Genomic DNA, 26,122 nt, shown 5'->3' on the forward strand with positions numbered 1-26,122 from the left:
TGATACGCCAAAGAGTCGAGATCAAGTTTATGGACGAAGTACAACCTCGCGTCAACGACGTCCCCGATGGTTCCGCAGCCAAGAGTGTCGGGGGCGAGGGCGTTGGGCGTCGTCGGATCCTGACGATCAACGGTGGGTCGTCGAGCCTCAAGTTCGCGCTATTCGAACGGACCGATCCGTCTTCTCGGCTGCTGTCCGGCCGAGTCGATCGGATTGGGCAGGCGGATGCGCGTTGGGTCGTGGCTTGGTCCGAGAGCGGTCGCGACGAGGACCTGCGGGTCGATGCCCCGGACCTGAAGTCGGCCGGACACCTGCTAATCGATTGGCTCGAACGCTCTGTCGGGTTCGGGGAGATTGCCACGATTGGACATCGTGTCGTCCACGGCGGGAGTTGCTACCATCAGCCCGAACGCGTCACGGCGGAGTTGATCGAGGGATTGGGCAAAATCCGCTCGTTCGACCCGGATCACATGCCGGGCGAGATCGACCTGATCGAGGCGTTTCGAAAGCGCGCGCCCGACCTACCCCAGGTCGTTTGCTTCGACACCGCGTTTCACCACGACATGCCCCGTGTCGCCCGGATCGTGCCGATCCCGCGGCGTTACGAGGCCGTTGGGGTCCGGCGCTATGGCTTCCACGGCCTGTCGTATGCGTATCTGATGGAGGAACTGGCCCGGATCGCCGGCCCGGAGGAGGCCCGGGGCCGCATCATCCTGGCCCACCTCGGCTCGGGGGCGAGCCTGGCGGCGGTCCGCGGCGGCCTCTCGATCGACACGACCATGGGCTTCACGCCGGCCTCAGGGCTGGTCATGGGGACGCGTACGGGTGACCTCGATCCGGGCCTGGTCCGGTTCCTGTCACAGGCCGAGGGGATGACTTCCGACCGGTTCGATAACCTCACGAGCCACAAATCCGGCCTACTCGGAGTCTCGGAGACGAGCTCCGACGTACGCGACCTCCTAGCGAGGCAGGGTACCGATGTCCGGGCGGCCGAGGCGATCGAACTGTTTTGTTACCACGCAAGGAAGTGGATCGGCGCCTTCGCCGCCGCGCTCGGCGGCGTGGACACCCTGGTGTTCGCCGGTGGGATCGGTGAGAACGCACCCGAGATCCGCAGCCGGATCTGCGCGGACCTGGAATTCCTTGGCATTGCCCTGGACGAGCGCCGAAACGCATCCGGCGCCTTCCTGATCTCGACCGACGACGGTGCGGTCAAGGTCCGGGTCATCCGCACCGACGAGGAGTTGATGATCGCCAGGGCCGCGGCTCGTCTCACGGCCCTCTCTTCATGACTTCTCGTCATCCACGAATTCAGACCGATCGAACCTGATGAAGGAGCCAACCGATGTTGGACGCCGAAGTCGAGAAGGTCGGGCTCGCCCCGGAGGAGCTCCGCAAGATTGACGCCTACTGGCGGGCCGCGAATTACGTCTCCGTGGGCCAGATTTATCTCTGTGACAACCCCTTGCTTCGAGAGCCGCTGAAGCTGTCACATGTCAAACAACTGCTGCTGGGACACTGGGGCACGACTCCGGGACAGAACTTCATCTACGCGCATCTGAACCGGATCATCAAGCAGCACGACCTCAACATGATCTACATATCCGGCCCGGGACATGGTGCGCCGGCCGTGGTGGGCAACGTCTACCTCGAGGGGACATACAGCGAGGTCTATCCGAACATCGGCCGGGACGAGGGTGGGCTGAAGAAGCTGTTCAAGCAGTTCTCCTTCCCGGGCGGGATCTCCAGCCACGTCTCGCCGCAGACGCCGGGGTCGATCCATGAGGGGGGCGAGCTGGGGTACTCGATCAGTCATGCATTCGGGGCCGCGTTCGACAACCCGGACCTCGTCGTTGCCTGCGTCGTCGGCGACGGCGAAGCCGAGACCGGTCCGCTGGCCACCGCGTGGCATTCCAACAAGTTCCTCGACCCGGTCAGCGACGGCGTGGTGCTGCCGATCCTGGACCTCAACGGCTACAAGATCTCCAACCCGACGGTCCTCGCACGCATCACCCACGATGAGCTCGAGCACTTGCTCCTCGGCTACGGCTGGACGCCTCACTTCGTCGAGGGCGACGAGCCGGAGACGATGCACCGGGCGATGGCCGCCACCCTCGATCAGGTGGTGGAGGAGATCCGGCAGAGCCAGCATCTCGCCCGCGTACGGGGCGACACCACGCGCCCGCGATGGCCGATGATCATCCTCAGATCGCCCAAGGGCTGGACCGGGCCGAAGTTCGTCGATGGCCTTCCGGTCGAGGGCACGTTCCGGGCACACCAAGTGCCGCTCTCCGTGTCATCCTCGAGTCCCCCCGAGCATCTCAAGCAGCTCGAGAGCTGGATGAAAAGTTACAAGCCGGAGGAACTCTTCGACGAGCGTGGCCGGCTCGTACCCGAACTGTCCGAGCTTTCGCCGAAGGGCGACCGACGGATGGGCGCCAATCCCCACGCCAACGGCGGGAAACTGCTGCGCGGCCTGTGCATGCCGGACTTCCGCAACTACGCGGTGAGCGTGCCGTCGCCCACCGCCGTCGAGTCCGGAAATGTTCATGTGCTTGCTCGATTTCTTCGTGACGTGATCAGGTTGAACGAGGACCCGCGGAACTTCCGGATCTTCGGCCCCGACGAGACGATCTCCAATCGGCTGGAAGCCGTCTTCGAGGTCACCAATCGGCAGTGGGAAGCCGAGACGGTGGAGAGCGATGAGTTCCTCGCGCCCGGCGGAGGCGTCATGGAGATGCTCAGCGAGCACCAGTGCGAGGGCTGGTTGGAAGGATACCTGCTGACCGGACGTCATGGGCTGTTCAACAGCTATGAGGCGTTCATCCGCATCGTCGACTCGATGTTCACCCAACATGCCAAGTGGCTGAAGATGAGCCTGGAGCTGCCCTGGCGGCGGCCTATCGCCTCGCTGAATTACCTCCTGACCTCACACGTGTGGCGGCAGGACCACAACGGATTCACTCACCAGGACCCCGGATTCATCGACCACGTCATCAACAAAAAGTCCGAGACGGTGCGTGTCTACCTCCCGCCCGACGCCAACTGCCTCCTGTCGACTATGGATCATTGCCTGCGCAGTCTGAACTACATCAATCTCGTGGTGTGCGGCAAGCACGATGCCCCCCAGTGGCTGACCATGGACGCCGCCGTCGTGCATTGCACGCAAGGGATCGGCATATGGCAATGGGCGAGCAACGATCAAGGCGGAGATCCGGATGTGGTGATGGCGTGTTGCGGCGATGTCCCCACGTTGGAGACGCTGGCCGCCGTTTCTATCCTCCGCGAGCACCTTCCCGATCTCAAAGTCCGGGTGATCAATGTCGTCGACCTGCTGAAGCTGCAGCCCGACACCGAGAGCCCGCACGGGTTGAGCGACACCGATTTCGACTCGCTCTTCACCAAAGACAAGCACATCATCTTCGCCTTCCACGGCTACCCCTGGCTGATTCACCGGCTGACGTACCGCCGGGCCAACCGCAACTTGCACGTCCGGGGCTATAAGGAAGAGGGTACAATCACGACGGCCTTCGACATGACGGTCATGAACGAGATGGATCGCTTCCACCTGGTGATGGATACGATCGATCGCCTGCCTCAGATGGGGACCAAGGGGACCTACCTCAAGCAGCAACTCGCGGACAAGCTCGTCGAGCACAGGCGATACATCGAAGAACACGGCGTGGATACGCCGGAAATCCGGGAATGGAAATGGGTTAACCTCAAATGAATGCGAAACCAGGGAGACATACCGAAAGCCGACAATTGTTGTCGATGGCCGGACTGTCCTCTGTCCGCTCCGATCATCGCCGGAACCCGGAAGGGTTCAAGAGAAACGGCAATGTGAATCCGCGCGTATCATGAAGGACAGAAAGTGGTTGAGCTTTGCCATCACTGCTGAATGTACGAGAAGATGTTTAATGTAAACCCTAGCGGCAAAAAATTTAAGCTGGGGATCCAGGTTTTCAAGAACCAACCGATGAGGCGCCGGCTCGGCCGACTCATACTGTGGTCCGGGAGTGTCTTGCGAGTTGAGCCGGGCACACGGTGTCAGGGTTCCCCCCGGGCGAGCGTGCCCTGAACGACCAAGGCCACAATCGCAAGGCCGCCGACCACCACGATGAAGGTCAATGCGACGATGGGGCGCCGGGCGGGCTCGAAGCGATCGGCGTCGATGGCTCGACAGACCTGTTGGTAGGTCCATCCCGACACTCCGCCGAAGACGGTGCCGAGGATCAGGAAGACGACCCCGGCGAGGAGGAATTCGTGTCCAGCCCGGATCCCTCGCGAGTGCTCGGGGGCACCGACGGCCGCGAGTTGCTTGAGGAAGAGTCCCATCCGGGCGAGGACGAACCCGAGGCCGATCAATCCCAGGGCCGTGCGGATCCAGGCCAGGAAAGTCCGCTCGTTGGCGAGATGGTCACGAATCCTGGTCGAGGAACGTGAGGTTGGGGCAGGGAGGCGGTCTGCTTCGGGCATGACGAACTCTCCGCCCCCGACACACTCCTGTGATGCCGGACGGCCGCGGGAAAGCCTTGTGTTGGCCGCGTCGGAGACGCTCGTGGTCAACGTCCGGCCGGCGCCGGCGACGCGGCCGGCGCGACCATCACCGGGGAACCGTCGGCGACGGCCCCCTTGGTTGTGATCACCTGATCCTCTCGGGACAGTCCCTTGAGGATCTCGACCCGGATCCCGTTGTCGGTCCCCAGGTTGACCGACACTTCGCGTGCCGTCCCGTCCTTCACCACGAAGACCGAGGATTTGCCCGCCTCCACCCTCCCGGTCAGGCAGAGCGTGGGGACGGTCAAGCTCGAGGTATTGGACTCGAGGATCACGGTCGCGACACCATACATCCCCTCCCGGAGCAGTCCCTTCGGATTCTCGAGGTCGATTTCGGTGCGCATCGTCCGGCTCTGGACTTCCTCGGTGTACGAGAACCTGGAGACCTTGCCCGGAAACGGCGTGCCGGGGAGGGCGTCGAGGGTGACGATCGCCTCGTCCCCGATGTCCGTGTAGGGGACGTCGCGATCCGGGATGTAGGTGACGACTCGCATCTTGTCGGTCCGGGCCACCGACAGGAGGGGGGGGCCGGCGCTGTCGGCCGCGGATCGGATGAAGTCGCCGACGTGGAAGGTTCGGAGGGTGACGACACCGGTATAGGGGGAGAGGATCTTGGTGTAGTCGACGAGCACACGCGACTTGGCGAGCGTCTCGGCGGTGACATCGACGTTCGCCTTCGACTCGGCGAGGTCGGCCTTGCTCTGATCGACCCTGGCCTTCGCCGCCTCCATCTGGGCCTGGGCCGCGACGACTGCCGCCCGCGCGGCCTGCTCGTCGGCCTCGGCCGACTGGAAGTGATCCTGATACTCGTCGACGATCTGTTGCGGCACGGCCTGGCGGGCGAGCAGCTCGCGGTAACGGGCAAGCTCCTTCTCGCGATACTGCCGCTTCGACGTGAAGCTGGCGACGTCGGCCCGGGCCTTCGAGATCAGCGCCTCGGTCGCGTGGACGTCGGCCTGCGCGGTCTCGACGCGGGCCTCGGCCTGCCCGACCGCGGCCTTCGCCTGCGTCAACGCCGCCGCGGAACGGTCGGCCTCTTTGACCACCTCCGGGTCGTCGATCTCGGCGAGCACGTCCCCCTTCTTCACGAGGCTGCCGATGTCGACCTGCTGCCACTTCAAGTAGCCCGAGACCTTCGCATAGAGCGTGGCGTACTCGAACGAATGGACCGACCCGATCTGGGTCGACGTCCGCTTCAGGCCCCCCGGCTCGGGGTGGACGACGTCGACCCGGATTCGCTCCTGGCCGTCATCCGAAGCCCCCGAAGCCGACTCTTCGACGCCAGGAGACTTGGTCGAGGGCGATCGGGACCACCAGGCGACGCCCGCCGCGATGACCACGAGGAACGCGCCAATCGGGAGCCACCCATGTCCCTGAGGAACCTTGGGCGGGCGACCGGGAGCCGACTCGGTTTCGGTGGACACGTTCGATCGACCTCCGCTAAGCAAAGGAGCAGTGTATTTGACAACCGGCGGCACCTTGATCCCTATCCTCTCTCCAGACACCTGGCCTCCTTGAGGATGACACGGGCTTGCGCGAAGGGTCTCCCCTCGCCGACCGATCTCGCGGAGAGGGCAATGCTCATGAGAACACCTCGCCCCGGCTTTGCTAGGATAGAACAGGTTGAATCGCGATCGGGAGGATTTTCCGAGGGACCACCCGCCAGACGGACGTTCTCGTGAGGGATGGGCGACACCATCGCATCGTTCACGCGTCGATTATCGGGGGACTCCGCTCCCCTCCACAAGTCTCTGAAGTCGGTCGGTTTCGAGATCCGACCAGGTTTCGATCCGACCCGACGGCCAGGCGACATCGAGACGTTCGACTCGACGTGCCACACCTACTCCAATAAACACTCGGCGATCCGATGCCGAGAGGTAGCTCCCCCCTCCGACGAGATCCTTCACCTGGGTATGTCCCTCGGAGGTGACAAGGATGCGGGCACCGACCGAGGGCCCGGCCAGTTCGAGGATCAAGCGACGACCTCCACGGGTCACGTTGCGGAGGATGGCCGCGGGGGCGTCGAGCGCATTGACCACGACGTCGGGCCGGCCGTCACGGTCGAGGTCACCGACCGCCAGCCCTCGGCCCAGGATCGGGCGACCGAACCAGGGGCCCGCGTGGTCGGAAGCCTCCTCGAAGCGTCTTCCGACGTTGCGGAGGAGGGTCGGTCGCATTGCGAAGGGAATGCCCAGGCGGGCACGGTCGAGGACGTGACCGTTGACCTGGAACAGGTCGAGTCGGCCGTCGCCGTCGAAATCTTCGACCGCGTTGCCGAACCCGAGGACGCTCCGGGTTGCGGCGGTGAGGCCGAGCGCGGCCGACGAATCCGCGAAAATTCCGTCCCCATGCGACCGGAAGGCCACCGTCGAGCGATCGAGGAAGTTGCTGACCACCAGGTCGAGGCGCCCGTCACCATCGAGGTCGCCGGCCGCGACCCCCATGCCGGCCAGCGGCCGCCCCTGGCCGTCGAACGCAACGCCGGCGGCAAGGCCGACGTCTTCAAATCGCAGGCCACCCCGGTTCTCGAACAGCCGGCACGCTGTCCCGTCATTCGCGACGAAGATGTCGAGCCCGCGATCACCGGTCAGGTCGGCGATCAGGACACCCAGGCCTCGTCCTTCGGGCAATCCAATCCCGGCTTCGACCGAAGCATCCGAGAATGTGCCGTCGCCGTTGTTGCGATAGAGCCGGTCGGGCTGGGCGGGGAAATCCTCGGGCCCGCAGTAGTCGCGACGGCCGTCGGGGGCCGAGCAGAACGGGGCCTTGGCCGGGTCGTAGTCGAGATAGTTGGCGACGTAGAGGTCGAGGTCTCCGTCGCGATCGAGGTCGGCGAAGGCTGCGGACGTGCTCCAGAAGCCCGATGCGACCCCCGCCCGTTCGGTCACATCCTCGAAATGGCCCCCGCCCTTGTTACGGTAGAGCCGCTGGTCGCGCCAGCCGGTGACGAACAGGTCGTCGCGTCCGTCGGCGTCGAAGTCCCCTACGGCCGCGCCCATCGCATAACTCGGCCCCGGAACGTTCGCGCTCCGGGTGGCGTCGGTGAAGGTCCCGTCGCGGTTGTTTCGATAGTACCGGCCAGGGGGATCGGATTGTGCTCGCTCGGGTACGATCGGCCCACCGTTGCAGAACAAGATGTCGAGCCAGCCATCCCCATCTCCATCGATCAGAGCAACACCGCCGCCCATGATCTCGGGGAGGTCATGTCGCCCTCGCGAGCCGGCCTCAAATCGGAACGTAATCCCCGAGGCCTCGGCGACATCCGCGAACTTGATCGGTTCTGTTTCTGGGGGCCCAGCCAGGACGACGGAAGGACCAAAGGCCAAGAGGCTGATGAGGCGTGCCCCTTGGCAAAGGCCTTGGACGACAGACCAAATCGTCGAGATCATGCGAGGCCTCAGAACGGCCGGATCCCATCGAGAAACTCTTCAAACGTCGTCGCAAGAGCGGCCTGGTCAATCCATCGCGCGAGGACTTCCAAATCCCGTTGCCGATCGACGGCCGTACTGAAGTCGTTCGGGAGAGGCGATCGCGACTTGAGCCTGGCTAGTCGTAGAAGGGCGTTACGCGTAGCCTCGATTTCACCTTCGATCCTGCCTTCGATCCGACCTTCGGCCCTGCCTTCGATCCGACCTTCGGCCCTGCCTTCGATCCGACCTTCGGCCCTCCACTGATTGACAAACGTCGACTCCCGCATATTCCAACCCTCCAATCTCACTCGCCAGGTCGACTTTCGCCCACCAGCTCCGCCTCGGATTCGTGAGGGGCATCAGAACGGCCGGATCGCTTTAAGGAAGTCCTGGAGGGTTTTCGCGAATACAGCCTCATCAAACCAACGTTCGAGAAGACTCAAATCTTTCTGACGCTGGACCGCCGCAGTGAACTCTTCAGGGAGGGGCAATGGAAACCTGAGCTCGACCAGATGAAGTAGGGTCTCGCGCGCAGCTTCGATCTTCCCCTCCTCTTTCCCCTTCTCTCTCCCCTCGGCCCTTCCCTCGGCCCTTCCCTCGGCCCTCCACTCGTTAACAAACGTCGACTCTCGCATATTCCATCCCTCCAATCCCACGCGCCAGGTCGACTCACGCCCCACCAGCTCCGCGAAGGTGAGTGCGATGGATCCATAGGCGGCCTTGGCCGCGAGATCCGGCTCTCCGTCGGCGATCTGCTTCCAACGTTCGATGATACCCGGCTCGCCCGCCCCATGCATCAGCGAGACCCAGGACAAGGCGCCGCGCGAGGTACGGCCCTCGGCAATGTCGAGCAGGGTGCTCGCGGCATCTTCGTCGCGGAGGGTCTTCACGATGGCGCGAAAGCTGAGGGACGGGACGGAGAGCCCTGGCAGCGACATCTCGAGCATTCCGGGCTGCGGGGCCCCGGTCAGGCCGACGAGCGCCGCCACGACTTTGAATCGGTCACGTCGCTGAGCCCCATGACGGAGCCCCCGGCGCAAACGCGCCAGGTATTCGAGAAGTCGGTCGAGCATCTCCGGCTCGGGCTCGGCCTGGAACTCGGTCACAACGGCCCAACTCGGGGAAGTCGCTCCATGCCCCCGAAGATGGGCGACGGTGTCGCAGATACGATCCGGGTCACCGGGAAACGGCAGGGTCCTCGTGTCCAGCCACCCCTCAAACCGGAGCGTCGGATCAAGGCCCGGGGCCAGCCACCGGAAGAACCCGATCGGATCGGCCTGGACCGCGAACCGAGAGGCCTGGTCAAACACGTTGACGGTCACTGGCATACCCCGGGAGTCTCCGCTTCGACCCCTCCGCAGATCAACCCGAGGTATTATCGATCCGATGCGAGCGAACACCTGAACAACGATGAAGGAAAACGACCGGGCCTGAGACCCAAGGGTCCCCAGACAGCGAAGGATCCAGTCCAAAACTCCGCTTTGTAAAACCCGAATTGGCAGAACTTGTGCTCGGGCCCTTGAAGGCGGATCCCTCCGCCTGGCTCGCCACAACACGTCTTGACACGAGGCTTTAATCTGCTCGGTCACCCTGTCGTCTGTCACCCACCAAACCTTCGTGCCTGCCGGTACCGGTATCAATTCATCGCTTTCGATACACGAACCGACTTTGAGCTGCCATTGATCTCGCCAGAGTCATCGGCGAAACCTCCAAGTCATTGGCCGAGGTCGATCTTCTTCCGCTGTCCATCCTTACCCATCAAGACCACAGACGGATCGTCCGCCGTGAGGACCGCGGAGTTTCCTTTGGGTTTGCCGAGAATGACGTGAGTGCCGGCGTTCGTCGAGGCGATCAAGGCCCTGTTCCCGCTCTTCTCGTCGAGTTCCAGGCTCGAGCCCTCTTTCGTGATCCCGATCGAGACGAATCCGGACGAGGATTCGCCATCGCTCATGACGAGGCTAGGCATCCCGTCCTTTCCCATGAACAGCTTCGCGTGCGAGTATGCGGACGAATCGTCGCCAATCGTGATACCTAACAGCCCTTTCGAGTCCTCGCCGATCTCGATGAACGAGCCGTCGCGGCCGAGGATCCTGATCCGCCTCGCGGTGATCAACTCGATATTGGCCGACCTGATCGGCTCGTTCGGGTCGATCGCGGGCACCGGGGTCAAAGCGGATGGTGGAGTCCAGGCCACAGGAGCCGAGGGCGGAGTCCAGGCAAGCGGCTCGAGCGCCCTCGGAATCGCCGGAGGCGGCGAGATGGTCTGTGGCGACTTGTTCATCGAGCCGACCAGCGACGCCACGGCCAGGCCGACCGAGAGCGAGGTAACGACCACCATCGCCAGGAACCAGTTCTTGGTCCTGACGGACTCCCCTCGACTGCCGAAACCGACGATCCCGCCCGAGTCCGCATTCGTTCTGCCCATGGAAACCCGCCTTTCACGACCTGGTTTCGAATCAATGGCGAAGTTGGATCTGATGGGGAAGTCATCGATTGTATAATTGATCCGGTTGCAAGGCCATGCTGTAGCCGACAAGTCTAGGCTCACTCGAACGAAATCGCTTCCCTGTCCTCAATTCGCCACGATCGCCACACGTAAAAGCATCAATTTTGAAATTCAAAAATCCTTTTGAAACAAATCGATCGTCGCCCGTCAGGCAGGTTTAGCGACTTCATCGAGTGAACGGCCTATGGTGTCGGAATGTTGGCGTGAAAGGGTGCGTAGGAGGGTCGCACGGGGACCGTGACGTACGATGGTCGTGGTGCCGCCTTGCGCCCACAGCGTTGCGCCTTAGATCCGGCGGAGGCACGGTTAATTCAACCAGCGAGAAGACCACGTTGCGGGCCGGGCTTGCCGAGGGTATGGCCGCCCCAACAGCCCGCATGGCCAAGCCTGCATCCGTTGCGGAGCCGGCTTTGAGTGAATCGGATCGCCGCCGGGGGAAACACCCCGCTCGGCGACCCATCCGAAGGCATCACGACGACTGGCCGAGCGTGACCGGGACCTCGATCGAACGCCCGCCGCGGAGGACCGTCACGCGCACGACTTGCCCGGGGCTGTGCGCCTCGACCTCCGTCAAGAGTTCATCGACGTTCTCGACCCGTTTACCGTCGATGGCCACAATCACATCAGCCGACTCGGGGTCGAGCCTGCGGATGATCGCCCCGCCGAAGCGGACGAGCTTCACCCGGATCGGCTGGATCCCCGCACGTTCGGCGGGGCCGTCCTCGACCAGGCCACGTACGAGGAGCCCTTCGCCAGTCGTGAAGACGCTCGCAATTCCCAGGTCCGCGCGGATGACGCGGCCGTGCTCGATGAGTGGCGCGAGGATCCGCCGGATCGCGCTAATCGGCGCCGCGAAACTGATCCCGGCGGACTGCCCGACCTGACTGATGATCGCCGTGTTCATGCCGATCACTTCGCCCCGCGAATTCAGCAACGGCCCCCCCGAGTTCCCCGGGTTGATCGCCGCGTCGGTCTGGATGATCCCTTTGATCATCCGGCCGTTCTTGGCGCGAAGCGAACGGTCGAGACTGCTGATGATGCCCGTGGTGAGGGTCCGCTCCAGGCCGAACGGGTTACCCACGGCGAGGACCTTCTGGCCGACCACCAGGTTCGAGGAATCGCCGAGCGGGACCGGGAAGAGCCTCGCGGCCGGCGCCTGAACGCGCACGACCGCCACGTCGTTCGACGCATCCGAACCGATGACCTGCGCTTCGTGCGTCGTCCCGTCGAACAGCGTCACCTGGACCGACTCGGCGTTCTCGACGACGTGATAGTTGGTGAGGATGTGCCCCTTGCGGTCGATCACGAACCCCGAGCCCGTCCCGCCGGTCGTCTCGTCCCCGAAGAAGCCGCCGGCGTCGGAGGCGGTCGTGATGTTGACCACGCTCCGGTTCACCGCGGCGTACACGCGAATATTGATTTGTTCGTCGGCGTCCGAGCCCTTGAGGACCTCGGCCGGCAAGCTTGGCGGTTCGACTTTGGGGAGTTCGTACTTGGCGGACGGGGCGCGGGCCGGTGCCTGGGCTTGAGGTCGGGGAGGTCTAGGGATCTGGTTTAGGGGCGTTCTCCTTCGGAACGACGACCAGTCTCCCTCGAAGACTGCCACGATCGCAAGCGTCGTCGCCACCGTCGCGAGATGGGCCAGGAATGTCTTCCACGTCGACTTCGGCATCGGACCTCGCCCCCTACTCGTCGATCAGGACCTCCGGAAGCCTCCGCGAGGTTTCTCCCGCACGCCCTATTCATTCTACGCACGACGCCTTCTGTCGAGAGCAAAGCCACGAAGACCACGCAGCCCGCCGGGGATCCCGCCCAAGAGACGCTCGGTGGTCTTCATGGAGGCCACGAATCGTCGCGCGTCGGGCTAGGGCCCGGTCGCCAAGGCCCGGGCCGGGGCCTCGGGGGATTCCTCGGCTCGGGCCTCGGCGAGGGCGAGGGCGGGGGCGGGGGCGGGGGCGGGGGCGAGGGCGAGGGCGAGGGCGAGGGCGAGGGCGAGGGCGAGGGCGGGGGAGGAGAGCCCCGGGGGGCGGCTAGGGGGGATGACAAGGCCCAGGCCGTGGGCCGGACCGGGCGGCGAGGGAGGGCCAGGGGGTAGAGAGGTGGGGGAGGGCCGGGAGGACGTCCCGGCGGTTCCGGAGGCCCCGTCGGCGAGATCGGGCCACCCGGTTTCTTCGGCGGCGGTGTCACGGGTTTCGTCTCGGGAACCGTCTCGGGCATGGCTCACCCATCGAGGACGGTTCTTGTCGACACCGTCGCGGCATTGGGCAGGCTCGTCCCGGCCGCTTGATGCGAATCGGGGAGGGCGGAGCCTACCAGGTCCCGGGAGACATCCCGAGGGTTCCGCCAAAGGCCTGGTTATCCTGGAAGGTCATTCGCGCGGGCCCTCGCTTTATTCCGGCGAATAGCATCGCCGAACTCAATCGCGGCCGTCTCTCTCCCCTTCTGCGTCGGAGGAACCCCGGATGCGTCGACGAAGTCTTCCCTCGATGGCCTTGGCCTCGTTCGCGGTGGTGACCGCAGCGGCTTGGGTCGGGTCTCAGGAGGATCCGACCCTCGACGCAAAGCTGGAAGTCGTCACGACCCGGGCCGACACGAAGGCCATCGTGCCCGCGCGTCTCTACCTGTTCAAGGACGATCACCCTTTCCGACCGAGCCCCGTCGAGTCGCTGCTGCCACTACGCGTCGACCTGTTCTATCGCGAACGGCTCTGGAATCGGGGCGAGGGCAGGCCGAAGACGCTCGAGGTCACGCTGGGCGGGGAATCCCATTTCCTCCTGCTCGACGGCCGAGCCGAGTATGACCTGCCGGCGGGCCGGTATCGGCTCGAGGCCTACCGAGGCTTCGCGACGGCGCCGGCGACGGCCACATTCTCGCTCGTTGCCGGCGAACGCCGACGCGTCGAGCTCGTCCTCGAGCCGGTCGCGGGCGTGGGGCAGGGGGACTGGATGTCGGGGGACGATCACATCCACCTGGCGCGATCCCCGGGAGACGACGACGTCTTCCTCCGTTGGCTACAGGCCGAGGATCTCTCGGTGGGGAACTTCCTCCTCGAGGCCGCTCGCGCGGTTGGAGTTGGTCGTCAATGGGAAAGTGGTTGCTTCGCAGGCCGGTGACGACAAGCAACGACGCCTGTCCCTGTCGGCCCAGGTCCCGGCACGCGAGAGCGTCTGGGTCGCGGCGAGGGTCGTCGGACGTAAGGCCGAAGGCGAGCCGGACCGCCAGGCGCATACGAATCCGGTCTATCTCCTCCGCGCCAAGGCCCCGGTGCTCGTGCCCGAGGTGAGGGACGCGATCCTTCGTCGCTGGCTCCGGGAGGTTGAGTACTATCGAAGCGATGTGCTAACCTTCGCCCGGCCCGAGCACCGCCAGGAATGGCTCGGCCGGCTCGGAGGCGACCCGGATCCTGCAACAACCGCCGAGATCCCAGCCGTAGTCGCGGGAGCCTTTCGCGAGCCGGAGACTCGAAGCGGGCCCCGCCCCCCGTCGAGACCCGTCGCGGATCAATCCCCCGACGGGTGGCGGCCGTTCCCCCGACCCAGACTTCCGGAGTGTTTTCATGTTCTCAGGATTGATGGTCGGATTGGCCGTCGCGTTGGCGACCGCGGGCGACGTCGAATGGATCGCCCACAGGGGCGAGTCGGCGGATGCCCCCGAGAACACCATGGCGGCCTTCCGGTTGGCCTGGGAGCGGAACGTCGCCGCGATCGAACTCGACGTCCATCTCTCGAAGGATGGCGCATTGGTCGTGAGCCACGACCCCAACACCAAACGCACGACGGGCGTCTCGAAGGAGATCAAAGAAAGCTCTCTCGAAGAGCTCCGCAGCCTCGACGCCGGCCGTTGGAAGGATCCCAAATGGGCCGGCGAGAAGATGCCCACGCTCGAAGACGTCCTTCCGACGATCCCGGACGGATCCCGTTGCTTCATCGAGATCAAGGTTGGCCCCGAAGCGGTCCCAGCCCTCGTGAAAGCCGTGCAGGCCTCGAAGAAGCGGCCCGAACAGTTGGCCATCATCAGCTTCCAGGCCGACGCCGTTGCCGAGGCCAAGCGCGAGCTGCCCCAGATCAAGGCCTACTACCTGTCCTCCTTCCGCAAGGACAAGACGACCGGGCAGTGGCAGCCCAGTCTTGATGAGTTGATCGCCAAGGCCAAATCGATCCGGGCCGACGGACTCGACCTTTCGCACCAGGGACCGCTCGATCGCGACCAGGTCCGCCGCATCAAAGCGGCCGGGCTCGAGGTCTACACCTGGACGGTCGACGACCCGGCCATTGCTCGGCGACTGATCGAGGCGGGCGTCGACGGAGTCACGTCGAACAAAGCGGCCGGGTTGAAAGACCAACTCCAGAAATGACCGAGGACACCGACACGTCGACTTACCAATACAACACATCACGCTTTCAACCTTTACTTCAACAAATCCAATATCGTCGCCCTGTCACGACGTCGTTGCCCGCCGATTAGGCCGGGCAAGTGGCTGGACGGCCCCCTCGGCGCCCGCCACAATGTGTGCTTTGGGCCGATCGAGGCGGGTCGTCGTCCCTCCATGACCGTTCCTCCTCATCGGGCGATCGCGTCGAAAGACGGCGGTTGCACCCCGACGGATACGCTTCGCCGCTCGAACAGGAGTTGATCCCCATGCCGCAACATCACTCGCCGCGACCGAGGACCGTCGCCTGGACGGCGCTCGGCTGCCTTGCCCTGGCGCTCGCAAGGCCGGGCGTCGGGCTCGCCCAGGTCGGCCCCGAGGAATCGGCCCGGAAGCTCAAGCCGGCCGACGGGCTCGAGGCGACCCTCTGGGCGGCCGAGCCGCTCGTGCACAACCCCACAAACATGGATGTCGACTCGAAGGGGCGAGTGTGGGTGACGGAAGGCCTCAACTACCGCCTCTCCCGCGGCCGTAACAAGGACTTCCAGCGGAAAGACGAGGCCGACCGGATCAAGATCCTCGAGGACACCGACCACGACGGCAAGGCCGACAAGGTCACCGTCTTCGCCGACCATATTTTCCCGGTGCCGATGGGACTGGCCGTCGAGGAGCGATACGGGAAAGACGGCAAGTACCTCGGGTGCAAGGTCTACATCGGCAACAGCCCCGACCTGCTCGTGTTCGAAGACACCGACGGCGACGACAAGGCCGACAAACGCTACCCCCTCCTCAGCGGGTTCGGCGGCGTCGACTCGGACCACGGGGTCCACGGCATGGTCCTCGGGCTCGACGGCAAGCTCTACTTCACACACGGAGACGGCTGCTGCTCGGTCCAGCAGGACCATTCCGAGCGGGTCCAGAACTTCGACGTCGTCGACAAGAGCGGCCGGCACGTCTCGTCCAACCAGTTGGCGAACACGCTCCGTGTGAACCGGGACGGGACGCAATTCGAGATCCTCGCCGACCGCCAGCGGAACAACTATGAGACGAGCCTGAACGCGTTCGGCAACATCTTCACCAGCGACAACGACGACGACGGTAACCGAGGCTCGCGCGTCATCTGGATCATGGACGGCGGGCACTACGGCTACCGGACGCCGGGCAGCCCGCGGCACTGGGGCGAGGATGTCCCGGGGAATGTCCCCAAGCTCGTCGGCACGGGCAATGGCAGCCCTTGCGGGATCATGGTCTACGAAGGCGATTTGTTCCCCGAGGAATACCGCGGGGCCGTGCTCGAGGCCGACGCAGGGAGCCGGCAGATCAACCTCTTCCCGATCTCGCGGCACGGCTCGGCGTTCCGGACGGACTACAAGGTCTTCCTGGCGAGCGACGACCCGTGGTTCCGCCCCGTCGACATGACGGCGGCCCCCGACGGCTCGGTCTTCGTCGCCGACTGGTACGACTCCGCCGTCGGCGGCCACAGCTTCCGCGACCAGACGACGGGCCGGATCTACCGAGTGACCCCCCAGGGGTCGAAGCCGAAGGCCCCTGGGGCCGACTTCTCGACCGTCCACGGCTTGATCGCCCTGCTGAAGTCGCCGGTCGTCGCCTCGCAGGACGCCGCGCGTCGGCTCATGATCGAGCGGGCCCGCGAGGGCCATCCGGCCCTGAAGACGACCGATCCCGACGATTCCGCCCCCAGGGCCGACCGGATCGAGAAGACACAGGAGGTCGTCTCGGCGCTCGTCTCCTTGTTCTCGACGGGCAAGCCGATCGAGCGGGCCAGGGCCCTCTGGGTCCTCCACGCGATCGTCGGAGACGAAGCCGCCCTCGACGCCCTCAACGACAACGACCCTAAGATCCGCGAGCAGGCCGTGCGCATCCTCGGCCGCGACGATCGAGAAAACGGCCAGGTCGAGTACAAGGCGGAAGAGGCCAAGCGACCAGCCCGAGCCTTGAAGAACCTCGAGGCGCTCCTCCCGATGGCCGCGGACCCCGACTCGGGAGTCCGGCGAGAGTTGATCCTGGCGTTCCGAAACCTCCCGACGAATCGCGTCGGCGAGGCCTTGAAGACCCTCGCCCGGATGTGGGACGGCCAGGACCGTTGGTACCTCGAAGCCCTCGGCCTGGCGATCGAGCCGCGCGACTCGGCGTTCGTCACCGAGCTCTTCGACGGCACGCTCTTCGGCGCGATCGACCTGGAGACGGCCGGGCAGGCCGTCCAGCTCGCCCTTCCGCCGTACTTCCCCGTCGACCGAAACGAGGCCTACATCGCCGCGGGCTCGAAGGACCTCCCCGCATCCGCCCTGAGCAAAACACTCGGCCTCGCCTGGCGAATCCATCGACCCGAGGTCCTTGCCTTCGTGGGAAAGGTGGCCCCCAAGCTCGAGAGCCCCGAGTTGCAGCAAGCGGCCGACGACGTCGTGATGCAGGTGAACGACCCGGCAGGAGCCGTCGCCCTGGCCGACCTCCTGACGGGTGAGAACGACCCGGCTCGGCGTCGACAAATCCTCGGCCTGCTCTCGAGGAAGCTCGAGGGTGCCTGGCGAGAGGCACGCGTGCTTCCCAGAGTCGTCCAGGTGGTCGCGGCCGCGATCGACGACCCCGAGACGCAGGTGGCCGGACTCCAGGTCGCCGGCGCAACCGGCGACCCGCGCTACGCCAAGGCGATCCTCGCCCGACTCCGCGATCAGGAGGCCCCCGAGGAGGCAAGAGTCGCCGCCGTGGAGGCCCTCGGGCGGATCAAACCGGCGGACCTCGGCACGATCCTCGACGGCCTGATCGCCGAGGCCAAGGGGCAGACGTCCTCCAACAGCCTCGCCGACGCGGCCGTAAGGACCCTCCCCCTGATCGGCGACCCGAGCGAGCGGATGTCCTCGCTCGTCACCGCCAAGGACTATCCACTCGGCCTCCGTCGCGTCGCGCTCCAGACGCTCGCCCGGTTGAAGGACGGGGGGCATCGGGTGATCGGTCTCGCGAAGGAAGGGACCTTACCCAACGACCTCAAGATGGAGGCGAGCACGGTCGTCGCCACCCACCCCGACGCCAAGGTCCGCGAGGAGGCGGCGAGCGTCCTCCCCCTCCCCAAGACCAAGGCCGGCCGGCCCCTGACCAGCTTCGCCTCGGTGATCCGCCGCGACGGCAAGGCCGACCACGGACGCGAAGTCTTCTTCAAGGCGACCCCCACGCTCGATGGACAGAACTCAGCAACCGCGTGCGGCCGCTGCCATCGCGTGCAAGGGCAGGGGGAGTGGGTCGGCCCGGACCTCTCGACGATCGGCACCAAGTACGGGAAGGACGAACTGCTCCGCTCGATCCTGAGCCCGAGCTCGGCGATCGGCTACAACTATCGGTCCTCCGTGGTCGCCACGAAGTCGGGACAGGTCTACACCGGCCTCCCGGTCGAGGACGGCCCCGATCGGCTCGTCCTCAAGACTTCCGAAGGGCAGAGGGTCACGATCCGGCCGAGTGACATTGAAGAGCGAGGCTCGAGCGACGTCTCGCTCATGCCCGAGGGGCTGGCTGAGTCGTTGAGCGACGACGACCTGGTCGACTTGCTCACGTTCCTCACGAGTCTCCGCCAACCCGTCAGCGTGGTCGGACAGTACCAGGTAATCGGCCCGCTGGCCGAGTCGAACGGGACGTTGGCGTTCGACCCGAGCGAGAAGGTCGACCTTACGGCCACCCTGCGCGGGCCCGAGGAGCAGAAGATCGCCTGGCGGCGGACGGGCGCGGACGCGGAAGGACGGGCCGACCTGAGCACCATCGTCGGCAATGACCCGAAGCGCGTCGCCTATGTCCACATCCCGGTCCGCTCCCCCTTCGAGCAGGATGCCAGGCTCGTGCTCGACACGAAAGCCGAAATCCGGGTTTGGTTCAACGGGAGCGAGCTCACGCTCCCGAACGCCGGCGAGGCCGGGCCTCGGACCGTCACCTTGCGAGTCCCCAAAGGCTCGACCGACCTCCTCATTCGCGTCGTCGGCGGCCCGAACGCCGCGCTCGTGACGACCCTCGTCGCCAACCGCCCCCTCGAGTTCTAACGCCCGGGGCATGAGGGATGTCGCTACGCCCCTGACGAAGACAGAGGAGTCCGTGATCGGCCGGCATCTCCCCGAGGATGGGGTTGCCGGCCGATTCTCTTGGAATCACGAGTCGCCGCCTTCTGTGCACAGGACGGCGTCGCCCGATTTGTGGAAGCGCGAGAGGCGGGTTAAACTCCTGATGTAAAGAGGGACTCGAAACGGGCGAACCCCTAACTCCGAGGGGCTCGATCTCCCTCGCGAGCCACGGGGCCGGAGCCCTTCGGCGCGACGTGACCCACCCCGATCGCGAGATGAACCACCTTGCCTGCATCGTCCGTCGAGCCGAGCCCCAGAGTCGCCGTCGCGATCCCTTGCTTCAACGAGGCGGCGGCGATCGCGACGGTGATCGAACAGTGGCGGGCCGCCTTGCCCGAAGCCGAAATCCTGGTCTTCGACAATAACTCGTCCGACGGCACCGGCGACATCGCTCGACGACTTGGAGTGCGGGTCGTCGAGGTCCCGGCGCAAGGCAAGGGACACGCCGTCCGGGCGATCTTCGCGGAGCTGGCCAACTGCGACGCCGTCATCCTCGTCGACGGCGACGGGACCTATCCGGCCGATCAAATCGGGCCGCTCCTGACCCCGATCCTGGAGGGCTCGGTCGACATGTCCGTCGGGGCCCGACGGCCGATCGCCGAGCTCGGCGCGATGTCGCCCGTCCGAGGGCTGGGCAACATCTTGATCCGGGCCGCCTTCTTCGTCCTCATCGGACATACCCCGGGCGATTTGCTTTCCGGCTATCGCGTATTCAACCGGAGATTCCGCGAAGCCGTCACACTCCGGTCGGAAGGGTTCGAGATCGAGACCGAGCTCGCCAGCGAAGCCGTCGCCCTGCGACTCCGCACGGTCGAAATCCCCGTCCCGTATCACCCTCGGATCGTCGGCACCACCAGCAAGCTCAAGGCCTTCCGAGATGGTCGACGGATCCTCGCGACCATCGTCATGCAAAGCCTCAGGCTCCGCCCATGGCGCCCACTCCTGCTCGTCGCCGGCCTCGTCACCCTCGCGGCGGCCCTGATTGCCTGGGCGAGATTCAACCTCTGACGGCGCGTGGGGGGAGGATTCACCACAAAATCACAAAGGATACAAAGAATTAAATCAAAGCGCTTTTGATTCATTGCACTTTTAACTTTGTGTCCTTTGTGCCTTTGTGGTGAACCCTCCCCTCGAGCGAATCTCAGTTGTCAACACGGCTCGAGACCGAGCCGAGGGCCTGCTTGAGAGCATCCCAGGTCACGGGTTTTTCGAGGTAGCCGTTGACGCCCGCCTCGCCGATCCGGTGCTGGTTGACGAGGGTGACGTCGCCCGTGAGTGCGAAGATCGGCAGGGTTCCGAACCTCGGATCCGCCCGGAGCGCGAGGGTGGCCTCGATGCCGTCCATGACGGGCATGTTCACGTCCATCAGGACGGCCATCAGGCGTTCCTGGCCGGCGAGGTTGAGCACGTCCCGGCCGTTGCTCGCCTCGAGGACGCGGTAGCCCATGCGCCTGAGCACTCGGGCGAGGGTCTGCCGGCTATCGACATGGTCCTCGGCGACGACGATCGACCCCTCCTCAGTCGCGGGCGACTCGAACGCGTCGGTCGAGTCCGTCGCCGGCAGGTTCAACGTGAGGACCGAGCTCGGGAGGACCAGGGTGAACGTGCTGCCACGCCCTCGTTCGCTCCGGAGGGTGATCTCGCCCTTCAGGAGGCTGGCCAGGCGTCGGCAGATGGCGAGGCCGAGCCCCGTCCCCCCTTCGGCTCGCTGGGCATGGTCGAGCATCGCGAACTCATCGAAGATCCGCCCCTGATCGCTCGGGTCGATCCCGATGCCGGTGTCTTCCACGGCGATGCAGACCTGATCGCTGACCTGCTCGCCATAAAGGCGAATGTGGCCGTGCTCGGTGTACCGCAAGGCGTTCGAGAGCAGGTTGCTGAGGATCTGCTTGAGCTTCGACCGGTCGGTTTCGAGGCTCAACTCTTCGAGAACGCCCGGCTCGAATCGGACGTCGATCCCTTTGAGCCGGGCCTGGGGCTCGATGCTGGCCAGGCATTCGGCAAGGACCGGCTCGAGGGGGAACCGCGAGACCTCGGCGGGCAGCGCCCCAGCGTCGATCTTGCTGAGGTTCAGCAGGTCGCCGAGGAGGTCGAGGACGTTGCGGACCGAGTGCCGGATGGTGCGCAAGCAGGCTTTGACTTCGGGGTCGGCCCCGTCGTCGAGGTGGATCTCGAGCAACTGCGCGGCGAGGACCACGGCGTTGAGCGGAGTCCTCGCGTCGTGCGACAGGGCCGAGACCAGCCGGGTCTTGTGCTGAGACGCCTCTTCGGCGAGCTCCCGTTGTTGTTCGAGCGACGTCTCGAGGTCGATCCGCTCGGTGATGTCGAGGCAGGAGCCGAGATAGCCGAGGAACGCCCCATCCGCGTCGCGATACGGCGTCCCGCGGTCGCTCACCCATCGGTACTGGCCGTCATTGCGGAGTAGCCGATAGGTCAGCTCGAACGGCTCCTGGCGGGCGAAGGCCTCCCGGAAGAGCGAGAGACACTGGGGGCGGTCGTCGGGATGGATCCAGTCGTCCGGCCCATCGTTCAGATGATGGTCGAGCGTCCTGCCCCGGAATTCGACCCAGGTCTCGTTGACGTAGTTGCAGTTCCCTTCGGCGTCGGTCCGCCAGATCATGACGGGCGACTTCTCGGCGATCGATCGGAACTGCGCCTCCGACGCGGCGAGCTTGGCCTCGAGGAGCTTCCGACCTGTGATGTCGCGGAAAGCCTCGGCGATCCCCACGATCCGACCGCCGCTGACGATCGGCGATGCCGTGAATGCGACGATGAACTTCGAGCCATCCCGGCGGATGAAGACCTCATCCCCGTGCACGGTCTCTCCGGTCCGGAGGACTTCGAGGCTCGGGCACTCCGCATGGGGATAGGGGGTGCCGTCGAGGCGTTCGAAGTGGATCGTCTCGTGGAGGTCCTTGCCGAGCAGTTCAGCCTCGGTCCAGCCGAGCATCTCCGTCGCGGCGGGGTTGACGAAGGTCGTCTTCCCCGACGTGTCGATGGTGCAGAGACCTTCGCCAAGGGTGTCCGTGATGGCGCGGGAGAAGTTGCGTTCCTGGCGGAGCTGTTCCTCGACCTGAGTACGCTGGGTGATGTCCTGGACGACCGCGACGGCCCCGATAACGGCCCCTGCGGAATCGAGCAAGGGGGCACTATTGATCGCGAGGGTCCTGGGCTCACCCTGGATGATCCGGATCAGCTCCTGCTGGGTCACGATTTCCCCGCGCAGCGAGCGGAGGATCGGGAGTTGCTCGCGCGGATATTTCGTTCCGTCGAGCTGGTAGTACAGGTAGTCGGGGCCGAGGTCGAAGACATTGACCTCGCCGAATTCCTCTCTGCTGGCGACCCCCTGGATTCTCAGGGCCTCGTCGTTGATGCTGATGACCGCCCCATCGGCGTCGACGACCCAGACCGCGACCGGGAGGCTGTCGAGGATGGTGCGGAGCTTCGACTTCTCGAGCTTCGCGGTGATCCAGGCGTCCTCGATCGATTGCTGCCGCTTCTTGACCTCGGCCAGGGCCTTCTGGGTCTCGGAGCGGCTGTCCTCCTGGAACTGGCGGACCGACTCGGCCGTCGCCTCGTCGAGGACGTCGTTGATCGCCTCGTAGGCGGACTCGAGCTGGCCGATCTCCCAGCGTTGCCGGCGGCCGAAGTCGGCAGTCGCCCGGGTCAGGGTCGTGCGCAGATGGCCGAGCTCGTTGACGATCTCGGCGATGTCGTAACCTTGACGCCAGCGGACCTGGCCGTGCTTCTTCCCGATGATCTCGGCGTCGGCCAGGCGACCCCGAAGCCGGTCGGCCAGGCGGTCGAGCAGGTCGGGGATGTGATCGTTGAATTCCGCCTCCGAGAGCCGTTCGGCTTCGCTCACGTCGCCCACGCGTTCGACGGTCGATCGCCAGACGGCCAGGATCGCGTCACTCTGTTGATCGAGATGATCCGCCAGCATGGCGGGATCGCTCATGGGTAGTGGCCTCTCCGCAACGACAACGTTGCCCGTGCGAACCGCAAACATCGGCGGTCCACGATCCGTGAAGGCATCCCGGGGAAATGCTCACTCGACTTCCTTGCGTCCGGGAGCGGGGGGCCCCGATCATTTCGATGCGGAGCGTTGGGGATACATCAGTATCGGCCACAGCGTCCGCGGCTGTCAAGCGACGTACCAGACCGATCGGAGCAGAACCGGACGCCGAAGATCCTCGTTACGAAGCCTCGAGACGCAACGGGGTCGTCATCGAGGCTTGGCGGTCCGATCGGCGAACTTCCTCGACCTTCCCAAAGGCCTTCCCAATCGGGGCGACCTCCCGATCTTTTCAATTCGCCGAAGATCGGCCCATCAATCCATCAAGGCTCTTTCGCAGGAAACTCGGCGCGACTTTTCCGACGGAACTCGCCGGGAGAAAGCCCCACCTCCCGCTTGAAGACGACGTTGAAGTATTCGGGATGCTCGAAGCCGACGAGTTGGGCGATCCGATGGACGGAATGCTCGGTCTCGGCGAGCAATTGCTTGGCACGACCGACCTGCACCGCGCGGATCTCGGCGTGGGGGGAGTGCCCGAGGTACTTGCGGAAGCGCCGTTCGAGCGTCATCCGCGACATCGGGATGTCGTTGAGCAGGTCGTTGATGGTAATCCCGTGGCAGGCGTGCTCGCGGATGAACCGCAAAGCAAAGGCGAACGCAGTGTCCTCGACGGCCAGGATATCGGTCGACATCCGCGTGGCGACCCCGAGCGGCGGGATCAATCGCTCCTTGAATGTCGGTCGACCCCCGCTCATCAGGAGGTCGAGCAAGGCGGCCGCCTCGTAACCGATGTGCTGGGTGTTGGGGATCACGCTCGAGAGTGGGGTGCTGCAAAGCTCGCAGAGCAGGGTGTCGTCGTCCACGCCGATCACCGCCACCTCTTCGGGGACTTTCGCGCCGACCGAACGGCACCCGTCGAGCACCTGGAACCCGCGCATGTCGTTGCACGCCATCACGCCCACCGGTTTGCTCAATCCCCCGAGCCAGGCTTCGATATCCCCCTGGTCCTCCTCGTAAGGCTTTCCTCCCAGCCCGATCCAGGGGGACTCGTATACCGCGCAATGGAAGCCCGCCCGGGCCAGGGCGGCGAGGAAGCCGTCGCGGCGGTGGGTCGCCCAGTACTCCCCCGCGAACCCGCAGTACCCGAACGAGCGCAGGCCGCGTTGCAGGAGGTGTTCCGCCGCGATCCGGCCGATCGCCTGGTCGTCGCAGTGAATCCGAGGCGGCCCGAACGGGCTACGCCTGCCGCTCAAATCGACGATCGCCGCCCCGGACTCGTGGAGCAGTTCCACCACCTCCGATCCACTCCAACGCGTGAGGATCCCGTCGCCACGCCAGGTATCGAGCCAGAGGGGATGCACCGAATCGAGCTCCCGACGCTCCAGGAAGATCGACCAGGGGCTGTTCATCCGCAAATACCGGGTGATCCCCTCGAGGAGATACCGCCCGTAAGCCCCGGCCGTCTCAATCATCAACGCGACCTGAGAGCGCTGAGACATGTCCCCTTCCCTTCGGGAGCTTCCCGGAGATTCCCTCGAGACGATTCGCAAGAATTCCCATGGAAGCCGCCGCGAGCGATCCGGAGTCGCATCAGGAGGTTTGAAAAAAACGAATCCCAACCTGTTGGTAAGCCCGATCTTACTTCCATCGACCGGAACGTGTGATGCAAATATGGTCGACCTGGCCCCCGAAAAGGATCTCAAGAAACACGGTACTCTCTCTCATTGATCTGCAAAAGACCATTGGCATAACATTCCCAGGTGTCGTGTCGGAATCAGAGGTTCGGAGGCAGGGTCCCGGTGGCGCGTGATCTCGGTCAAACCCTTCGGTTTTCGCGGCATCCTGCGCGTCGAAGTCACTCGCCACGTCCGGACGGCGTGAGGAGGAGTTTTGCCGTCCGGCGTCGCCCGATGGATTGTGGTTTCGCTCGACGCGTTCCATGAAACCGAATGGCCTTCTCCTTCCAAACCACGGGCGGCGGGTTGCTCTCCCCCGCGTCCGTCGATCGCGGCTTCATCGATTTCTAAATCGTCCTTCCTGGACCTACCGAGGGGGTGTCATGCCAGTCCGAACGAGGCGCGGCTTCACGCTAATCGAACTCCTGGTCGTGATTGCGATCATCGCCGTGCTGATTGCCCTGCTCTTGCCCGCCGTCCAGGCCGCCCGTGAGGCTGCCAGGCGCGTGCAATGCGTCAATAACCTTAAGCAGCTGGGCCTCGCCCTGCACAACTACGTCAGCTCCAACGACACCTTGCCGCCGGGTGACCAACGAAAATACTCGCCCTCGAACGGGAAATTGATCACCAACGGCGACTTCAGCGTCCACGTTCGACTACTGGGCTACATGGAGCAGCAGAACCTCTTCAACGCCGCGAATTTCAGCCTCCCCATCCTGAATGATACCGTCGGCGTGAACGTCAACTTGACCATCATGCTGACGCGGGTCAACACGTTCCTTTGCCCTTCCGCGACGGCCCCTTCGTATACCGGAACGGGACTCGCCGCCGGGCCGTATACCTCCAGCCCCGTGACGGGCAACAGCTACTTCGCCTCGATGGGGTCGAGCCTGGAATACGACGCCACGAACACCGGGGGCCCGCCGAACGGCCTCTTCTACTACAGCGGGGTCTCGAACGCGGCGCCGGTCCGCTTCGCCGGCGTCACGGACGGCCTCTCGAACACGATCGCCTTCGGCGAATGGAAGCCCGGCACCGGCAACGTCAACACGGTCTCGGTCCCCCAAGACGTGCTCTTCGGCGGTCCCGGATCGCTGATGCAGAATACGTCCGACATGGTGATGTCGACGACGAACACCAAGTTCCAACCGTGGTTGGCCTCGTGCCTGACCGGCACTCGAGTCCCGCGGACCCCGACCCTCGGCCAGTACTGGGCGGTCGGCCTCCCGATCTTGACCCTCGGCAACATCATCCTGGGGCCGAACCCGAAGACCCCGAACTGCTTCTTCCTCAACTCCTACAACAGCGCCGGCATGTACACGCTCAGCAGCTTCCACTCCGGCGGCTGCAACGTCGCGATGGGGGACGGCTCGGTCCGGTTCATCAAGGACAGCATCGCATTGCCGACGATCTGGGCGCTCGGCTCGCGTGCCCAGGGCGAGGTCATCTCCGCCGACTCGTATTGAGC

The 26,122-nt window shown here is 64.9% G+C and carries 17 protein-coding genes; 7 read left to right on the forward strand and 10 right to left on the reverse strand.

Annotation, left to right across the window (positions count from 1 at the left end):
- Positions 1–29 precede the first annotated feature (29 nt).
- Positions 30–1,292: an acetate/propionate family kinase gene (locus ACYOEI_RS07445; RefSeq protein ID WP_462848742.1), complete on the forward strand. Its 1,263-nt coding sequence runs from the start codon at positions 30–32 to the stop codon at positions 1,290–1,292.
- A 53-nt stretch (positions 1,293–1,345) separates the two neighbouring features.
- Positions 1,346–3,730 (forward strand): phosphoketolase family protein, encoded by a 2,385-nt coding sequence (locus ACYOEI_RS07450; protein WP_462848743.1) that lies wholly within the window; start codon positions 1,346–1,348, stop codon positions 3,728–3,730.
- Between the two features lie 320 nt (positions 3,731–4,050).
- On the opposite strand, the gene ACYOEI_RS07455 is transcribed toward ACYOEI_RS07450, so the two are convergent.
- The 7 genes from ACYOEI_RS07455 to ACYOEI_RS07485 form a co-directional block, all read right to left on the reverse strand.
- On the reverse strand, positions 4,051–4,479 hold the full coding sequence (locus ACYOEI_RS07455; RefSeq protein WP_462848744.1) for a YidH family protein: 429 nt from the start codon (positions 4,477–4,479) through the stop codon (positions 4,051–4,053).
- A gap of 86 nt (positions 4,480–4,565) precedes the next feature.
- Entirely contained in the window at positions 4,566–5,984 is a 1,419-nt protein-coding gene (locus ACYOEI_RS07460; protein WP_462848745.1) for an efflux RND transporter periplasmic adaptor subunit, read from the reverse strand.
- A 294-nt stretch (positions 5,985–6,278) separates the two neighbouring features.
- A complete protein-coding gene (locus ACYOEI_RS07465) occupies positions 6,279–7,949 on the reverse strand; it encodes a CRTAC1 family protein (protein ID WP_462848746.1) in 1,671 nt (556 codons plus the stop codon).
- 380 nt (positions 7,950–8,329) lie between these two features.
- Complete coding sequence (locus ACYOEI_RS07470) at positions 8,330–9,298, reverse strand: RpnC/YadD family protein (protein WP_462848747.1); 969 nt, start codon at positions 9,296–9,298, stop codon at positions 8,330–8,332.
- A gap of 386 nt (positions 9,299–9,684) precedes the next feature.
- Positions 9,685–10,395, reverse strand: a complete 711-nt coding sequence (locus ACYOEI_RS07475; RefSeq protein WP_462848748.1) for a hypothetical protein — start codon at positions 10,393–10,395, stop codon at positions 9,685–9,687.
- 550 nt (positions 10,396–10,945) lie between these two features.
- Positions 10,946–12,148 carry a S1C family serine protease gene (locus ACYOEI_RS07480; protein WP_462848749.1) on the reverse strand — a complete coding sequence of 401 codons (1,203 nt, stop codon included), beginning with the start codon at positions 12,146–12,148 and terminating at the stop codon, positions 10,946–10,948.
- Between the two features lie 192 nt (positions 12,149–12,340).
- Complete coding sequence (locus tag ACYOEI_RS07485; protein WP_462848750.1) at positions 12,341–12,700, reverse strand: hypothetical protein; 360 nt, start codon at positions 12,698–12,700, stop codon at positions 12,341–12,343.
- 238 nt (positions 12,701–12,938) lie between these two features.
- On the opposite strand from ACYOEI_RS07485, the gene ACYOEI_RS07490 reads away from it, so the two are divergent.
- Positions 12,939–13,589, forward strand: coding sequence for a hypothetical protein (locus ACYOEI_RS07490; protein ID WP_462848751.1), 651 nt, complete (start codon positions 12,939–12,941; stop codon positions 13,587–13,589).
- A gap of 226 nt (positions 13,590–13,815) precedes the next feature.
- Here the strand turns inward: ACYOEI_RS07490 and ACYOEI_RS07495 are convergent, their stop codons facing one another.
- Positions 13,816–14,034, reverse strand: a complete 219-nt coding sequence (locus tag ACYOEI_RS07495; protein WP_462848752.1) for a hypothetical protein — start codon at positions 14,032–14,034, stop codon at positions 13,816–13,818.
- Between ACYOEI_RS07495 and ACYOEI_RS07500 the strand changes: the two genes are divergently transcribed.
- From ACYOEI_RS07500 to ACYOEI_RS07510, 3 genes are all read left to right on the forward strand, one after another.
- On the forward strand, positions 14,033–14,830 hold the full coding sequence (locus ACYOEI_RS07500; protein WP_462848753.1) for a glycerophosphodiester phosphodiesterase: 798 nt from the start codon (positions 14,033–14,035) through the stop codon (positions 14,828–14,830). The two genes, ACYOEI_RS07495 and ACYOEI_RS07500, sit on opposite strands and share 2 nt — an antisense overlap.
- Before the next feature lie 284 nt (positions 14,831–15,114).
- Positions 15,115–18,885: a PVC-type heme-binding CxxCH protein gene (locus ACYOEI_RS07505; protein ID WP_462848754.1), complete on the forward strand. Its 3,771-nt coding sequence runs from the start codon at positions 15,115–15,117 to the stop codon at positions 18,883–18,885.
- A gap of 303 nt (positions 18,886–19,188) precedes the next feature.
- A complete protein-coding gene (locus ACYOEI_RS07510; RefSeq protein ID WP_462848755.1) occupies positions 19,189–19,971 on the forward strand; it encodes a glycosyltransferase in 783 nt (260 codons plus the stop codon).
- A gap of 133 nt (positions 19,972–20,104) precedes the next feature.
- Here the strand turns inward: ACYOEI_RS07510 and ACYOEI_RS07515 are convergent, their stop codons facing one another.
- Positions 20,105–22,921, reverse strand: coding sequence for a PAS domain S-box protein (locus tag ACYOEI_RS07515; RefSeq protein WP_462848756.1), 2,817 nt, complete (start codon positions 22,919–22,921; stop codon positions 20,105–20,107).
- Positions 22,922–23,301: 380 nt separating this feature from the next.
- Entirely contained in the window at positions 23,302–24,477 is a 1,176-nt protein-coding gene (locus tag ACYOEI_RS07520) for an AraC family transcriptional regulator (protein ID WP_462848757.1), read from the reverse strand.
- Between the two features lie 560 nt (positions 24,478–25,037).
- Here ACYOEI_RS07520 and ACYOEI_RS07525 point away from each other — a divergent pair.
- A complete protein-coding gene (locus ACYOEI_RS07525; protein ID WP_462848758.1) occupies positions 25,038–26,120 on the forward strand; it encodes a DUF1559 family PulG-like putative transporter in 1,083 nt (360 codons plus the stop codon).
- The last annotated feature ends 2 nt before the right edge of the window (positions 26,121–26,122 follow it).

The organism is Singulisphaera rosea (genome assembly GCF_054877945.1).

What these genes read in the sequence shown, in the direction of transcription:
- ACYOEI_RS07445 (WP_462848742.1), top strand. Translation starts at nt 30, where the DNA reads ATGGACGAAGTACAACCTCGCGTCAACGACGTCCCCGATGGTTCCGCA.
- ACYOEI_RS07450 (WP_462848743.1), top strand. Translation starts at nt 1,346, where the DNA reads ATGTTGGACGCCGAAGTCGAGAAGGTCGGGCTCGCCCCGGAGGAGCTC.
- ACYOEI_RS07455 (WP_462848744.1), bottom strand. Translation starts at nt 4,479, where the DNA reads ATGCCCGAAGCAGACCGCCTCCCTGCCCCAACCTCACGTTCCTCGACC.
- ACYOEI_RS07465 (WP_462848746.1), bottom strand. Translation starts at nt 7,949, where the DNA reads ATGATCTCGACGATTTGGTCTGTCGTCCAAGGCCTTTGCCAAGGGGCA.
- ACYOEI_RS07470 (WP_462848747.1), bottom strand. Translation starts at nt 9,298, where the DNA reads ATGCCAGTGACCGTCAACGTGTTTGACCAGGCCTCTCGGTTCGCGGTC.
- ACYOEI_RS07475 (WP_462848748.1), bottom strand. Translation starts at nt 10,395, where the DNA reads ATGGGCAGAACGAATGCGGACTCGGGCGGGATCGTCGGTTTCGGCAGT.
- ACYOEI_RS07480 (WP_462848749.1), bottom strand. Translation starts at nt 12,148, where the DNA reads ATGCCGAAGTCGACGTGGAAGACATTCCTGGCCCATCTCGCGACGGTG.
- ACYOEI_RS07490 (WP_462848751.1), top strand. Translation starts at nt 12,939, where the DNA reads ATGCGTCGACGAAGTCTTCCCTCGATGGCCTTGGCCTCGTTCGCGGTG.
- ACYOEI_RS07500 (WP_462848753.1), top strand. Translation starts at nt 14,033, where the DNA reads ATGTTCTCAGGATTGATGGTCGGATTGGCCGTCGCGTTGGCGACCGCG.
- ACYOEI_RS07495 (WP_462848752.1), bottom strand. Translation starts at nt 14,034, where the DNA reads ATGAAAACACTCCGGAAGTCTGGGTCGGGGGAACGGCCGCCACCCGTC.
- ACYOEI_RS07505 (WP_462848754.1), top strand. Translation starts at nt 15,115, where the DNA reads ATGCCGCAACATCACTCGCCGCGACCGAGGACCGTCGCCTGGACGGCG.
- ACYOEI_RS07515 (WP_462848756.1), bottom strand. Translation starts at nt 22,921, where the DNA reads ATGAGCGATCCCGCCATGCTGGCGGATCATCTCGATCAACAGAGTGAC.
- ACYOEI_RS07520 (WP_462848757.1), bottom strand. Translation starts at nt 24,477, where the DNA reads ATGTCTCAGCGCTCTCAGGTCGCGTTGATGATTGAGACGGCCGGGGCT.
- ACYOEI_RS07525 (WP_462848758.1), top strand. Translation starts at nt 25,038, where the DNA reads ATGCCAGTCCGAACGAGGCGCGGCTTCACGCTAATCGAACTCCTGGTC.